This is a genomic window from Ideonella sp., from assembly GCF_044358605.1.
In the GTDB taxonomy this organism is placed as follows: domain Bacteria; phylum Pseudomonadota; class Gammaproteobacteria; order Burkholderiales; family Burkholderiaceae_C; genus Ideonella.
This window is the reverse complement of record NZ_JBIKNQ010000002.1, coordinates 113,130-127,933: the sequence shown is the minus strand read 5'-3', so window position 1 is coordinate 127,933 and position 14,804 is coordinate 113,130. Positions and strand designations below refer to the sequence as shown.

Annotated in this window: 12 protein-coding genes; 10 read left to right on the top strand and 2 right to left on the bottom strand. The window is 62.0% G+C overall.

From position 1 onward, the window contains the following. Nucleotides 1–12 precede the first annotated feature (12 nt). The 10 genes from ACIQ3Q_RS01440 to ACIQ3Q_RS01395 all read left to right on the top strand — a co-directional run bounded on the left by ACIQ3Q_RS01440 (nucleotide 13) and on the right by ACIQ3Q_RS01395 (nucleotide 12,340). On the top strand, nucleotides 13–1,182 hold the full coding sequence (locus ACIQ3Q_RS01440; RefSeq protein WP_396267178.1) for a deoxyguanosinetriphosphate triphosphohydrolase: 1,170 nt from the start codon (nucleotides 13–15) through the stop codon (nucleotides 1,180–1,182). 7 nt (nucleotides 1,183–1,189) lie between these two features. Next, nucleotides 1,190–1,939, top strand: a complete 750-nt coding sequence (locus tag ACIQ3Q_RS01435) for a transposase (protein ID WP_396267177.1) — start codon at nucleotides 1,190–1,192, stop codon at nucleotides 1,937–1,939. Between the two features lie 117 nt (nucleotides 1,940–2,056). Next, entirely contained in the window at nucleotides 2,057–6,796 is a 4,740-nt protein-coding gene (locus ACIQ3Q_RS01430; RefSeq protein WP_396267176.1) for a glutamate synthase-related protein, read from the top strand. Nucleotides 6,797–6,825: 29 nt separating this feature from the next. Further along, on the top strand, nucleotides 6,826–8,292 hold the full coding sequence (locus ACIQ3Q_RS01425; protein ID WP_396267175.1) for a glutamate synthase subunit beta: 1,467 nt from the start codon (nucleotides 6,826–6,828) through the stop codon (nucleotides 8,290–8,292). A 161-nt stretch (nucleotides 8,293–8,453) separates the two neighbouring features. Then, nucleotides 8,454–9,260 (top strand): ABC transporter ATP-binding protein, encoded by an 807-nt coding sequence (locus tag ACIQ3Q_RS01420; RefSeq protein WP_396267174.1) that lies wholly within the window; start codon nucleotides 8,454–8,456, stop codon nucleotides 9,258–9,260. Then, the gene (gene mlaE, locus ACIQ3Q_RS01415) at nucleotides 9,260–10,051 is read left to right on the top strand and encodes a lipid asymmetry maintenance ABC transporter permease subunit MlaE (RefSeq protein ID WP_396267172.1); all 792 of its coding nucleotides are present in this window, start codon (nucleotides 9,260–9,262) and stop codon (nucleotides 10,049–10,051) included. Before ACIQ3Q_RS01420 ends, mlaE begins: the two co-directional genes overlap by 1 nt. A gap of 15 nt (nucleotides 10,052–10,066) precedes the next feature. Next, nucleotides 10,067–10,549 carry an outer membrane lipid asymmetry maintenance protein MlaD gene (mlaD, locus tag ACIQ3Q_RS01410; protein WP_396267171.1) on the top strand — a complete coding sequence of 161 codons (483 nt, stop codon included), beginning with the start codon at nucleotides 10,067–10,069 and terminating at the stop codon, nucleotides 10,547–10,549. Continuing rightward, the gene (locus ACIQ3Q_RS01405) at nucleotides 10,546–11,286 is read left to right on the top strand and encodes a VacJ family lipoprotein (protein ID WP_396267170.1); all 741 of its coding nucleotides are present in this window, start codon (nucleotides 10,546–10,548) and stop codon (nucleotides 11,284–11,286) included. The genes mlaD and ACIQ3Q_RS01405 overlap by 4 nt, the downstream gene beginning before the upstream one ends. 126 nt (nucleotides 11,287–11,412) lie before the next feature. After that, complete coding sequence (locus ACIQ3Q_RS01400; protein ID WP_396267169.1) at nucleotides 11,413–12,048, top strand: phospholipid-binding protein MlaC; 636 nt, start codon at nucleotides 11,413–11,415, stop codon at nucleotides 12,046–12,048. Between the two features lie 7 nt (nucleotides 12,049–12,055). After that, nucleotides 12,056–12,340, top strand: coding sequence for a lipid asymmetry maintenance protein MlaB (locus ACIQ3Q_RS01395; RefSeq protein ID WP_396267168.1), 285 nt, complete (start codon nucleotides 12,056–12,058; stop codon nucleotides 12,338–12,340). Here the strand turns inward: ACIQ3Q_RS01395 and ACIQ3Q_RS01390 are convergent. Beyond that, complete coding sequence (locus ACIQ3Q_RS01390) at nucleotides 12,334–13,209, bottom strand: MurR/RpiR family transcriptional regulator (RefSeq protein ID WP_396267167.1); 876 nt, start codon at nucleotides 13,207–13,209, stop codon at nucleotides 12,334–12,336. The genes ACIQ3Q_RS01395 and ACIQ3Q_RS01390 overlap by 7 nt on opposite strands. Nucleotides 13,210–13,256: 47 nt before the next feature. Then, nucleotides 13,257–14,702: a glucose-6-phosphate dehydrogenase gene (gene zwf / locus ACIQ3Q_RS01385; protein ID WP_396267166.1), complete on the bottom strand. Its 1,446-nt coding sequence runs from the start codon at nucleotides 14,700–14,702 to the stop codon at nucleotides 13,257–13,259. Nucleotides 14,703–14,804: the final 102 nt, after the last annotated feature.

Below are 14,804 nucleotides of genomic sequence, written 5' to 3'. Positions count from 1 at the left end.
AGCGCAGGCGCTATGCTGCCGCTGGACCACCTCTCCGCACCCTTGGCGGCCTATGCCTCAGCGCCCAAGTCCTCGCGCGGGCGCCGCATCTCAGAGCCTGAGGCCCCAACGCGCAACGCGTTTCAGCGGGATCGTGACCGCATCATCCACAGTTCGGCCTTCAGGCGCCTGGTCTACAAGACGCAGGTGTTCTTGAACCATGAGGGTGACCTCTTCCGGACTCGCCTCACACATTCCCTCGAGGTGGCTCAGCTCGGGCGCTCTGTGGCGCGCTGCCTCGGCTTGAATGAAGACCTGGTCGAGGCCATCGCACTGGCCCACGATCTGGGCCACACTCCTTTTGGCCATGCCGGGCAAGACGCGCTGAATGACTGCATGGCCCAGCACGGCGGGTTTGAGCACAACCTACAGAGCCTGCGCGTGGTCGATAGCTTGGAGAAGCGGTATCCCACCTGGGACGGGCTCAACCTGTGTTTTGAGACCCGTGAGGGCATTCTGAAGCGCTGCCCGCTCGCCTTGGCCCAGCAGCTCGAGCACAAAGAACTTGGTGGTGTCGGCAAACGCTTTCTTGAAGGCACTCAGCCCAGCTTAGAGGCCCAGCTCACCAATCTGGCCGACGAAGTGGCCTACAACGCCCACTACGTGGACGACGGTGTGCGATCAGGCCTGCTGGATCTGCAGCAACTTCGCGATGTGCCCTTGTTGCAGCGCACCTGGGACGAGGTGGAGCGAGACCACCCTGGACTGAGCGCGCAGCAACCGCGCCGCTTGCTGGCCGAGATCATCCGCCGCGTGCTCTCAGAGCAAATCTATGACTTGATCGCTGAAACACAGCGGCGCTTGGCCGACAGCCAACCCGCGGATGCGTGGGCTGCCCGTCAGCTCACGCCTCAGATCGCCTTCAGCGAGGCCATGCGGGCCCGCAACACCGAGTTGAAGCGGTTTCTGTTCAAGTCGCTCTACCGTCACCCCAAAGTCATGGAGACAACCGCGGCCGCCAAGCAAGCCTTGACCGAGTTGTTTGCGCTCTATGCCAACGATCCGACTCTGATGCCTGAGGAGTTCCAGCGTCACCATTCCACTGAGCGCGGTGTGGCTGATTACATCGCAGGCATGACGGACCGATTCGCCATCCGCGAGCATCGGCGGCTGACAGGCCGCGACCTGCTCCCCGGTGCCTGAACGAGCCATGGCGCGCCAAGCTCGCATCAGCCTCGGCCAAGAGCCGCATCTGGTGGCGCAACGTGGCCACGGCTTAGCGCCTGTCTTTCATGATGATGAGGATGCCGCGCGCTATATCGCCGATCTGCGCGAAGCTTGTCGTCAACATCACGTCGTTTTGCATGCCTATGCGCTCACGCCCGGGCAGGCGCTGCTCTTGATGACTCCGTCCTCCGACCAAGCGCTGGGCCGCGCCATGCAAACGCTGGGCCGACGCTACGTGGCTTGGCACAACCAGCGCCATCAGCGCCGTGGCACGCCGTGGGAAGGGCGTTTTCGCTCAGCCTTGGTTGAGCAGCCCGCCGAAGTCCTCAGCGCCCTGCGTTTTGTCGAGGCCGCTGGCGGTTTGCTGGTGCACCACGACGCCACCCACATGCCCGCCGGCCCGCTTTGGAGCAGCCTCGACCATCATCTTGGGCGCCAATCCAACCCGGCCATCACCTCCCATGCCGCCTTTTGGTCCCTGGGCAACACTCCCTTTGAACGAGAGGCGGCCTACAAGCAATGGTGGGATCAAGGCCCCAGTGACCGAGAGCTGCTCCGCATCGAAGCTGCGCTCCAAGGAGGCCGGCCCCTGGGTGGGCCGGAGTTCGAGCGCCGCATCGCCCAGCAGCTGGCCCGCCCCGTCACGGCTCGGCCTAGAGGGCGGCCACGAAAAGCGGCGAGCCCCGAATTGGTGCGCACGAGCACCAGCTTGGATGACTCTGTCCCTATATAGTCGAACCAATTTGTTGTCTATCGATTAAATCGACTCTGACCCTATTTTGTTGTGCTTGAGGTGAATCCGGGTTTGGCCTAACCTCGCCGCATCCCTAGCTTTGATAAGGAATGCGCCATGAGCACGGCAGCATCGGGCCACACGACCCGTCAAGAACTCGAACTCTCGGCCCAGGGCGGTTTGTACGACCCCACCAACGAACATGACGCCTGCGGCGTTGGCTTCGTGGCGCACATCAAAGGCCAAAAAGCCCATGCCATCGTCGAGCAGGGTCTGAAGATCCTGGAAAACCTCGACCACCGCGGTGCGGTGGGCGCCGATGCCCTGATGGGCGACGGTGCGGGCATCTTGATCCAGATCCCCGACGACTACTTCCGCGCCGAGATGGCCGCTCAAGGTGTCACCTTGCCGCCCCCCGGCGAGTACGGCGTGGGCATGATCTTCCTGCCCAAAGAGCACGCTTCGCGGCTGGCTTGCGAACAAGAGATGGAGCGCGCCATCAAGGCTGAAGGCCAGGTGCTGCTGGGCTGGCGTGATGTGCCGGTGGACCGCGACATGCCCATGAGCCCGACCGTGCGCACCACCGAGCCGGTGATCCGTCAGGTCTTCATTGGCCGTGGCGCTGATGTCATCGTGCCCGATGCGCTGGAGCGCAAGCTCTATGTGATCCGCAAAACGGCGTCTGCCGCCATCCAGGCCCTGAAGCTGACGCACAGCCGCGAGTACTACGTGCCCAGCATGAGCTGCCGCACCATCATCTACAAGGGCTTGCTGCTGGCCGACCAAGTCGGCAAGTACTTCAAGGACCTGCAAGACGAGCGCACGGTCTCCGCCCTGGCGCTGGTGCATCAGCGCTTCTCGACCAACACCTTCCCAGAATGGCCGCTGGCTCACCCTTACCGCATGGTGGCGCACAACGGCGAAATCAACACCGTCAAGGGCAACTTCAACTGGATGCGCGCCCGCGAAGGCGTGATGAAGTCTCCGGTGCTGGGGGACGATCTGAAAAAGCTGTACCCCATCAGCTTTGAAGGTCAATCCGACACTGCCACCTTCGACAATGCCTTGGAGCTGCTCACCATGAGCGGCTACCCCTTGGCCCACGCCGCCATGATGATGATCCCGGAAGCCTGGGAACAGCACGAGATGATGGACGAGCGCCGCCGCGCCTTCTATGAGTATCACGCCTCCATGATGGAGCCCTGGGACGGCCCCGCCGCCATGGTCTTCACCGACGGTAAGCAGATCGGCGCCACGCTGGACCGCAACGGCCTGCGCCCGGCCCGCTACATCGTCACCGACGACGACCTCGTGGTCCTGGCCTCGGAGTCTGGCGTGCTGCCCATCCCTGAGAACAAGATCGTCAAAAAGTGGCGCCTGCAGCCCGGCAAGATGTTCCTCATCGACCTGGAACAAGGCCGCATCGTGGACGACGAGGAGCTGAAGAACCAATACGCTTCGGCCCGTCCCTATCGCCAGTGGATCGACAACGTCCGCGTGCGCCTGGATGAACTCAAGGCCGCCGAAGCGGAAGTGCCTGCCGCCACCGAAACCCTGTTGGACCGCCAACAAGCGTTCGGCTACACCCAAGAAGACATCAAGTTCTTGATGGCGCCGATGGCCATCAACGGCGAAGAAGGCATTGGCTCCATGGGCAATGACAGCCCGCTGGCCGTGCTGTCCGATAAGAACAAGCCGCTCTATAACTACTTCAAGCAGTTGTTCGCTCAGGTCACCAACCCGCCGATCGACCCGATCCGCGAGGCCATTGTGATGTCGCTCAACAGCTTCATTGGCCCCAAGCCCAATCTGCTGGACATCAATGCCGTTAACCCGCCCATGCGTTTGGAAGTCACCCAGCCCGTGCTGGACTTCAACGACATGGCGCGCATTCGTGGCATCGCTGCGCACACCAACGGCAAGTTCAAGTCCTACACGCTGAACATCACCTATCCGCTGGCCTGGGCCAAAGCCGGTGTGGAAGCCAAGCTGGCCTCGCTGTGTGCTGAAGCAGTGGACGCCCTGAAGAGCGGCCACAACATCCTCATCATCAGCGACCGCCAGATGGACCGCGCCAATGTGGCCATCCCGGCCTTGTTGGCCCTGTCCGCCATTCACCACCACTTGGTGCGTGAAGGTTTGCGCACCACGGCAGGCTTGGTGGTCGAGACAGGCTCGGCCCGTGAGGTTCATCACTTCGCCGTGCTGGCAGGCTATGGCGCCGAAGCCGTGCACCCCTACCTCGCCCTGGAAACCCTGGCCGATCTGCACGCCGACCTGCCCGCGGATCTGTCCACTGAGAAGGCGATCTACAACTACATCAAAGCCATCGGCAAGGGTCTCTCCAAGATCATGTCCAAGATGGGCGTGTCCACCTATATGTCTTACTGCGGTGCGCAGTTGTTCGAGGCCATTGGCCTGAACAAAGACATGGTGTCCAAGTACTTCCGTGGCACCGCCACGCAGGTCGAAGGCATTGGCGTGTTTGAAGTGGCTGAAGAAGCGCTGCGCAACCACCGCGCCGCCTTTGGCGACGACCCCTTGCTGGAAAGCATGCTGGAAACCGGCGGTGAATACGCCTGGCGCGCCCGTGGCGAAGAGCATATGTGGACGCCGGACGCGATTGCCAAGCTGCAGCACAGCACGCGCTCGGGCAAGTTCGACACCTACAAAGAATACGCTCAGATCATCAACGACCAGAGCAGGCGCCATCTGACTCTGCGCGGCCTGTTTGAGTTCAAGATCGACCCGAGCAAAGCGATTCCGCTGGAAGAGGTGGAATCCGCCAAGGAGATCGTGAAGCGCTTCGCCACGGGCGCCATGTCCTTGGGCTCCATCTCCACCGAGGCGCACAGCACCCTGGCCTTGGCCATGAACCGCATCGGCGGCAAGAGCAACACCGGTGAGGGTGGTGAAGACCCCGCGCGCTATCGCAACGAGTTGAAGGGCATCCCCATCACCCAAGGCACCAAGGTGTCTGACGTGGTGGGCAAGGCGGTCATCGAGGCCGACTACGAGATGCAGGACGGCGACAGCCTGCGCTCCAAGATCAAACAGGTGGCCTCCGGTCGCTTTGGCGTGACCACGGAGTACCTGGTGTCGGCCGATCAAATCCAGATCAAGATGGCCCAAGGCGCCAAGCCCGGTGAAGGCGGCCAGTTGCCTGGCGGCAAGGTCTCCGAGTACATCGGCAAGCTGCGGCACTCGGTGCCGGGTGTGGGCTTGATCAGCCCGCCTCCGCACCATGACATCTACTCCATCGAAGACTTGGCTCAGCTCATCCACGACCTGAAGAACGTGAACCCGCGTTCCGATATCAGCGTCAAGCTGGTGTCTGAAGTGGGCGTGGGCACCATTGCTGCGGGTGTGGCCAAGTGCAAGGCCGATCACATCGTGATCGCTGGCCATGACGGCGGCACCGGCGCCTCGCCCTGGTCATCCATCAAGCATTGCGGCACGCCCTGGGAATTGGGCTTGGCTGAGACCCAGCAAACCCTGGTGCTCAACCGCCTGCGTGGCCGCGTGCGCGTGCAAACCGACGGCCAGATCAAGACTGGCCGCGACGTGGTCATCGGTGCGCTGCTGGGCGCCGACGAGTTTGGCTTCGCCACCGCGCCGCTGGTGGTGGAGGGCTGCATCATGATGCGCAAGTGCCACCTCAACACTTGCCCCGTGGGTGTGGCCACGCAAGACCCGACGCTGCGCCAGAAGTTCTCGGGCAAGCCCGAGCATGTGGTGAACTACTTCTTCTTCGTGGCTGAAGAAGCGCGCCAGATCATGGCGCAACTGGGTATCCGCAAGTTCGACGAGCTGATTGGCCGCGCCGACCTGCTTGACACCCGCAAAGCCATCAGCCACTGGAAGGCCAAGGGCCTGGACTTCAGCCGCGTGTTCCACCGGCCGCAAGTGCCGGCCGATGTGCCGCGCTTCCACACCGAAAGCCAAGACCACGGTCTGGACAAGGCGCTGGACAAAAAGCTGATTGAGAAGAGCCGCGCCGCGATTGAAAAGGGCGAGAAGGTCCAGTTCATGGACGACGCTCGCAACGTCAACCGCTCGGTGGGCGCCATGCTGTCGGGCGAGTTGATCCGCCATCGCCCAGAAGGCCTGCCGGACCACACGCTGTTCATCCAAATGGAAGGCACGGGCGGCCAGAGCTTTGCCTCCTTCTTGGCCCAGGGCATCACGCTCTACCTGATCGGTGAAGCCAATGACTACACTGGCAAGGGCTTGTCGGGTGGCCGCGTGGTCGTGCGCCCCAGCATTGAGTTCCGAGGTGACGCCAACCGCAACATCATCGTGGGCAATACCGCGCTGATCGGTGCGACCAGCGGCGAAGCCTTCTTCCGTGGCGTGGCCGGCGAGCGCTTTGGTGTCCGCATGTCGGGCGCGACGGCGGTGGTGGAAGGCACGGGCGACCACGGCTGTGAATACATGACCGGCGGCACGGTGGTCGTGCTGGGCAAGACCGGGCGCAACTTTGCGGCGGGCATGTCCGGTGGCGTGGCCTACGTCTATGACGAAGACGGCCTGTTTGCCAAGCGCTGCAACACCGCGCAAGTGGCACTGGACAAGGTCTTGCCGCGTGATGTGCAAGAGGCCTCGGTCGACCCCGCCACATGGCACAAGGGCCAAACCGATGAAGCCATGCTGAAGAAGCTGGTGGAAGACCATCACCGCTGGACGGGCTCGCTGCGCGCGCGCGACATCCTCGACCACTGGGCCGACTCTCGCGCCAAGTTCGTCAAGGTCTTCCCGCATGAGTACAAGCGTGCCTTGGGCGAGATCCACGCCCGTGCGCAAGCCAGCACTGTGGTGGCCAAGGCCAAGGGTGGCGCTACTGCTGCCGCGAAGTAACCCATTCAGAGATTGAAAGTAGAGCCATCATGGGAAAAGTCACTGGCTTCATGGAATATGAGCGACTGGAAGAAGGCTATGAGCCCACGACCAAGCGCCTGAAGAACTACAAAGAGTTTGTGATCGGGCTCAAGCCCGAGGAGTCCAAGGTCCAGGCTGCACGTTGCATGGACTGCGGCACACCGTTTTGCAATAGCGGCTGCCCGGTCAACAACGTCATCCCCGACTTCAATGACCTGGTCTATCGCGGTGACTGGCAGAACGCCATCACGGTTTTGCACAGCACCAACAACTTTCCCGAGTTCACCGGGCGCATTTGCCCGGCGCCTTGCGAAGCTGCCTGCACGCTGAACGTGAACGCTGACGCCGTGGGCATCAAGTCGATTGAGCACGCCATCATTGACCGCGCTTGGGACGAAGGTTGGGTCAAGCCGCAGATCGCCGCGCACAAAACGGGCAAGACGGTGGCCGTCGTGGGTTCCGGCCCGGCGGGCATGGCGGCGGCGCAGCAATTGGCGCGGGCCGGTCACTCGGTCACGGTGTTCGAGAAGAACGACCGTGTCGGTGGTTTGCTGCGTTACGGCATTCCCGACTTCAAGATGGAGAAGTCGCACATCGATCGCCGCGTCAAGCAAATGGAAGCCGAAGGCGTGGTCTTCCGCACCTCGGTGCTGGTGGGTGAGATGCCCAAGGGCTCCAAGGTCACCAACTGGGCCAAAGAAACAGTGAGCGCCGAGCAACTCAAGGCTGAGTTTGACGCCGTGCTGCTGGCCGGTGGCTCAGAGCAAAGCCGCGACTTGCCCGTGCCGGGCCGCGACTTGGACGGCGTGCACTTCGCCATGGAGTTCTTGCCCCAGCAGAACAAGGTCAATGCGGGCGACAAGCTCAAGGGCCAGTTGCGCGCGGATGGCAAGCATGTGGTCGTCATCGGCGGTGGCGACACCGGCTCCGACTGCGTGGGCACCAGCAACCGCCATGGCGCCGCCAGTGTGGTGCAGTTTGAGCTGATGCCCATGCCGCCGGAAGTCGAAGACCGCCCGCTGACCTGGCCTTACTGGCCGATCAAGCTGCGCACTTCGTCCAGCCACGAAGAAGGCTGCCAGCGCGAGTTCGCGATTGCCACCAAGGAGTTCTTGGGCGAGAAGGGCAAGCTCACTGGCGTCAAGACCGTCCGCCTGGAATGGCAGGGCGGCAAGATGACCGAAGTGCCGGGCTCCGAGCAAGTGCTGAAAGCGGACATGGCCCTGCTGGCCATGGGCTTTGTGAACCCGGTGGCTACCATGCTGGACGCCTTTGGCGTGGACAAAGACGCGCGCGGCAATGCGCGCGCCAGTGTCGATCTGGTGGGCGGCTACAAGACCAATGTCGACAAGGTCTTTGCGGCGGGTGATGTTCGCCGGGGCCAGTCCTTGGTGGTCTGGGCCATCCGTGAAGGCCGTCAGGCGGCACGTGCGGTCGACGAGTTCCTGCTGGGCAGCAGCAAGCTGCCACGTTGAGGCCAGGCCACTCCGGGCCGCGTGACAACGTTGCCCGGAGATTTCTCGGCCATGCTTCAAGGAAAAGTCACACCCGCTTGTGGTGGATTTGTCTCACTCGAACACGGGGGGCGATCCGCGCATGCTGCATGAGACAATTCCAGGGTTAGCCCTGATCGCTCATGTCTCAGACCCTCATCGAATTCGACCACGTCACCTTTGGTTATGACGCCAGCCGCACGATCCTCAACGACGTGTCATTGAGCTTCCGTCGTGGTCAGTTGACGGCTATTTTGGGGGGCTCTGGCTGCGGCAAGACCACCTTGCTGCGCCTCATCGGTGGGGTCTACGCGGCCAACCAAGGTCGTGTGATTTTTGATGGCGAGGTGATCGACCCTCGCAACAAAACCCAGCTCTATCGCCTCCGTCACCGCCTGGGCATGCTGTTCCAGTTCGGTGCCTTGTTCACCGACCTCACGGTGTTTGAGAACGTGGCCTTCCCCTTGCGCGAGCACACTGACCTGCCCGAATCCTTGATCCGCGACATTGTGCTGATGAAGCTCAATGCGGTGGGTTTGCGGGGGGCCGCACCGCTGCGCATCAGCCAGGTGTCTGGTGGCATGGCGCGCCGCATTGCGCTGGCCCGAGCGTCGGTGATGGACCCAGAAGTCATCATGTACGACGAGCCCTTTGCGGGCCTAGACCCCATCTCTATGGGCATCACCGCCAACCTGATCCGCAAATTGAATGACACCACGGGGGCGACCTCGCTGATGGTGTCGCACGACGTGCAAGAGTGCTTTGCCATTGCCGACTATGCCTACCTGATGTCGTCTGGTGGCAAGGTGGTGGCGCATGGCACGCCCGACCAATTGGCAGCTTCCACCGACCCTGAAGTGCGGCAGTTCATTCGCGGTGAGCCTGATGGCCCCGTGCGCTTTCACTATCCAGCCCCTCCGATGGCGCAAGACCTGGGAGTGCGCACTTGATGGCAACGCTAGAAAACAGCTTGGCCGCATTGGGGGCGGCCGTCTTGCGTTGGCTGCAGGCCTTGGGGCATGCAGCCTTCTTCTTCGGAGATTTGCTGCGCTTTACCCCTCAGGCGCTCAAGCGCTTTGGCTTGGTGGTGGCCCAAGTGCATGCGATCGGCAATCGCTCCTTGCTCATCATTGCAGCATCCGGCTTGGCCGTCGGTTTTGTGCTGGCGCTGCAGATGTATTACGCCTTGGTGACCTATGGCGCGGCCGAGTCTTTGGGCCTCATCGTCAACCTGGCCCTGGTGCGCGAGTTGGGGCCGGTGGTCACCGCCTTGCTGTTTGCAGGCCGTGCGGGCACATCACTGACGGCCGAGATTGGCCTGATGAAAGCCGGTGAGCAATTGGCCGCGATGGAGTTGATGGCCATTGACCCGCGCGCCCGGGTGCTGGCGCCGCGCTTCATTGGTGGCGTGATCTCCATGCCCCTCTTGGCCGTCTTGTTTTCGGCGGTGGGTATTCTGGGGGCCTATGTGGTTGCCGTCTGGCTCATTGGGGTCGATTCAGGCAACTTCTGGTCCATCATGCAGTCGCGGGTGGATGTTTGGCGCGATGTGGGCAACGGCGTTGTCAAATCGTTTGTGTTTGGGGTGATCTGTACGGTGGTGGCCTTGTACCAAGGCTACGAGACACAGGCTACTCCGGAAGGCGTGGCGCATGCCACCACCCGCACGGTGGTGACGGCCTCCTTGGGCGTCTTGGCCATGGACTTTGTCCTGACGGCCATGATGTTCGCCACACCCTGATGGGGAGATGGAATGATGAACAAAAAGCGCGTTGAAGTTTTGGTGGGCCTGTTTGTGCTCTTGGGCTTGGTGGCCTTGGTGTTCTTGGCCCTCAAGGCGGCCAACTTGGGCGCTTTTGCGTCCTCGGGGGACACCTACACCCTGACAGCCAAGTTCGACAATATTGGCGGCTTGAAAGCCCGCGCGCCGGTGCGTTCAGCCGGTGTGACGGTGGGCCGCGTGACCAGCATTGCCCTGGACCCCAAGACCTATCAAGGCTTGGTCGTGATGGAAATCCAAAAGGGCATTCAGTTCCCCAAGGATTCGTCGGCCAAGATCTTGACCTCAGGCCTCTTGGGGGACCAATACGTGGGCATGGAGCCCGGTGGCGATGAAAAAGTCTTTGTGGCGGGAGATGTGGTGAAGCAAACTCAATCCGCCATCGTGCTGGAAAACCTGATCGGGCAACTCTTGTTCAGTAAAGCCTCTGATGCGGGTGCCCAAGAGGGCAGCAAATGACAAGGCTCGCACCGTTTCGCCGTGGCCTTTGCGGTTTGGCTTTGGTGTTGGCCGCCCTACCAGCCTGGGCACAAGACGGCCGCCCCAGCTCGCCCAAAGACCCTTGGGAAGGATTCAACCGCGCGGTCTATAACGTCAACGACGCGATAGATGCTGCGCTGCTGAAGCCGGTGGCCATTGGCTATCAAAAGGTGGTGCCAGATCCTGCCCGCGATGGCGTCAAAAACTTCTTCGGCAATTTGGGTGATGTGTGGTCCACCGTGAACTTGCTCTTGCAGGGCAAAGTAGTGGAGTCTGCGCGCATGACGCTGCGGGTGGCCAGCAACACCATTTTTGGGCTCGGCGGCGTGTTAGACCCAGCCACCGAGTTCGGGCTAGAACGGCATTCCGAAGACTTTGGCCAAACACTGGGGTTTTGGGGTGTACCTCCCGGGCCCTATATGGTGCTGCCGCTTTTGGGGCCTTCGACCTTGCGAGATACCGCCGCACTGCCGGTGGATTTCAAGGGTGGCGCCCTGGGCTATGTGAACGACACAGATGCGGTCGTCACCCTGTCCGGTCTGCGTGTCGTCAGCACCCGGGCGGGACTGCTGAGTGCCGAACGTGTCTTGGCTGATGTCGCGCTCGATAAATACAGCTTTCTGCGCGATGCCTATTTGGCCCGCCGCCGCAGCTTGGTCTATGACGGCAACCCGCCTGATGAGCCTGAAGACGAGCCCGCTGGCGCTCCGCAGTAAGCACCCTCTGACTAAGACGTAAATCTTTACCGAATGGCCGGGTGCACTCAAGCCGGCCTCGCAACGTTGTCCTTCATGCCCACGGCATTGTGTCGGTGGGCAATGTCTCACAAGGAAAGAAACATCATGTTCGCTCAATCCCTGTACCGCTCTTTGGCTGTGACCACGGTGGCCGTGGCCGCTTACGTGGTGCCCGCTGTGAGCCAAGCGCAGGTGGTGGCCCCGGATGCGCTGATCAAGCAGATTTCCACCGAAGTGATCGACACGGTCAAGTCGGACAAGGCCATTCAAGGCGGTGACATTGGCAAGATCATCAGCTTGGTGGACACCAAGGTGATGCCGCACGTCAACTTTCAGCGCATGACCTCGCTGTCGGTCGGCCGCCATTGGCGCACCGCCACGCCCGAGCAGCAAAAGCGCCTGCAAGAAGAGTTCAAGGTCTTGTTGGTGCGCACCTATGCTGGCGCGCTGACCCAGGTGAAGGACCAAACCGTTCAGCTCAAGCCCTACCGCGCTGCCGCTGAAGACACCGAAGTGGTCGTGCGCACGGAGGTCAAGGGCAAGGGCGAACCCATCCAACTCGACTACCGTCTTGAAAAGACCGACGGCGGCTGGAAGATCTACGACGTGAATGTCTTGGGCGTCTGGCTGGTCGAGCAGTACAGGGGCAGCTTCAACCAAGAGATCGGCGCCACGGGCATCGATGGCCTGATCAAGAAGCTGGCTGACCGCAACAAGGCTGCTTCGGCCGCCAAGGGTTGAGACAGACATGATCGCGCTGCCCAGCCACTTGACCCTGCGTGAGGCGAATGCAGTCTTGCGCAGCATGCTGCCGTCAATTGCTGGGGCTGCCGAGTCCACCATCACGGTGGATGCGGCAGCGCTGACCCACATCGACTCGGCCGCTCTGGCCGTGCTGCTGGAGTGCAAACGCCATGCGCAGACTCATCAGCGGGAGCTGGTGGTCGTGAATGTGCCCGGCCGCTTGCAAGAGCTGGCCAAGCTCTATGGCGTAGAGGACATGCTCGGCATGTCCTCGGCCGCGCCTCACTGATCGTCTTGCGGCAAGGCGTAGCGGCGGCTGCGCAAGTTGCGCTTGATCTCCTGCAGCGCAGGGCGCAACGAAGGCCCTAAGCGCAGGGCCACACCGGTCGTCAAAATGTCGATGATCATCAGGTGCAGCATGCGCGACACCATGGGGCTGTAGCGGTCAAAATCTTCGGGGTGGTCGGCCGCCAACAGCACCTGATTGTGGTTCTGCGCCAATTGCGCCAGCGGCGAGCCTGAGGCCGTGATGATGATCAGCGTGGCGCCTTTGCGCTGCGCAATCTCGGCCACATCCATCAGGTCTTTGCTGCGGCCGGAGTTGCTGATGACCACGGCGCAATCCCCATGCTGCAGCATGGTGGCCGCCATCACCTGCACATGCCCATCGCTGTGAGCGGCGGTGCGCACGCCGAGGCGGAAGAACTTGTGCTGCGCGTCTTGGGCCACTATCCCTGAGTTGCCCACGCCAAAAAACTCAATGCGCTTGCCGTGCACACCGGCGTCCGTCAGCGCCACCAAGGCCCGCTCAAAAGCATGCCCGGCCGCATCGTTGCGGTACTTCAGCAGAGCGGACACCGCGTTATCGATGACCTTGACGATCAAATCGCCGGGCTTGTCGTCCTCGTCTACCGAGCGGTGCACAAAGGGCACACCTTCGTTGACGGTGCCCGCCAGCTTGAGCTTGAAGTCGGCCAGGCCGTCATAGCCCACGCTGCGGCAAAACCGCACCACCGTGGGCTTGCTGACATGCGCTCGTTCGGACAACTCGCTCACCGGCAGCGAGGCAAAGGCCCGAGGGTCCAGCAGCACCAGCTTGGCCACACGCTGCTCGGCAGGCGGCAGGGCGGGGATGGAGGCACGGATACGGTCGAGCATGGTGGTGTCTTGAAGGTGCGGGGTGGCGGGAGCTTAGGTGAAAGAGCTTACTCTTCCTCGGCCCAGGCAAAACCATCGCGCGCCACCAGCGCACTGGCGGCAGGCGGCCCCCAGCTCCCGGCGGCATAGGTCTTGAGGTCGCCGCTGTCTTGCGCCCAGGCGTCCAGAATGGGTTCCACCCAGCGCCAAGCCTGCTCTTGCTCATCACTGCGCACAAACAGGTTCAGGCGCCCGGCAATCGCATCCAAGAGCAAGCGCTCATAAGCACCCACGCGCTCGGAAGGGAAGGCCTTGTCGAAGTCCAAGTCCAGCGACACCGTGGTCAGCGACTCGCCATGGCTGTTGCCCTTTGCGGCCAGCAGTTGCAACTCTAGGCCGTCCTCCGGCTGCAGTTTGATGATCAGTTTGTTGGCGCGTGAGCCGCCCGCAAAAATGGGATGCGGCACGGGCCGGAAGTTCACCACGATCTGCGCGTCGCGTGCGGCCAGGCGCTTGCCCGTGCGCAGGTAAAACGGCACGCCCGCCCAGCGCCAGTTTTGCACCTCGGTGCGGATGGCCACAAAGGTTTCGCAGGCGCTGCCTGTCGGCACTTTGACTTCATCCAGATAGCCCGGCACCGCTTTGCCATCGACGTTGCCCGCGCGGTACTGACCGCGCACCACATCGCGGCTGATGTGGGCCGCCGTGAAGGGCTTGAGCGACTTCAACACCTTGAGCTTTTCATCGCGAATCGCGTCGGCATCCGCAGAAGGCGGCGGCTCCATCGCGATCATGGTCAGCAGTTGCAGCGCATGGTTTTGGATCATGTCGCGTAGCGCGCCGGTGCGGTCGTAAAAGTCACCGCGGGTACCTACGCCTAGGCCTTCGGCCAAGGTGATCTGAATGTTGGCAATGCTCTCGCGCCGCCACAGCGGCTCAAACAGGGCGTTACCAAAGCGTAGCGCCATCAGGTTCTGCACCGAGGGCTTGCCCAGATAGTGGTCGATGCGGAAGGCCTGCTCTTCGCGGAAGACCGAGCGCACCACGCGGTTGATTTCCTTTGCACTCGCCAGGTCGTGGCCCAGCGGCTTCTCCAGCACTACGCGCACTTTGCTGTCGTTCAGCCCGGCGGCGCCTAACTGCTCGCAAATCACCGGGAACAGGTGCGGGCTGGTGGCCAAATAAAGCACCACGGTTTCAGCACCACGCTCGTCCAACCAAGCCTTCAGGCCTTGGTAGTCGGTGGGCTGAGAGAGGTCCATGCGACGGTAGTGCAGCAGGGCGGCAAACTGCGCAAACTCCTCGTCGCTGGGGCGCTTGGACGAATCCACTTCCGAGAAACGCTCTTGGATGAAGGCGCGGTATTGCTCATCCGTCCGGTCATCACGCGCCACCGCCAAGATGCGGCCGCCCGGCGGCAGCTTGCCGTGGCGAAAGGCTTGAAACAGTGCAGGCATCAGCTTGCGCCAGGTCAGGTCGCCCGTGCCGCCGAAGAAAACCAGATCAAAAGCCATGGTCGTGATGGTGTTGCCGTTGAAGATGTGTAATAAAATTACGGGCTGGATGATGCATGAGTTTCTTGTGGCGGTCAACAGGCCCCAGCCTTCCCTGAAGGC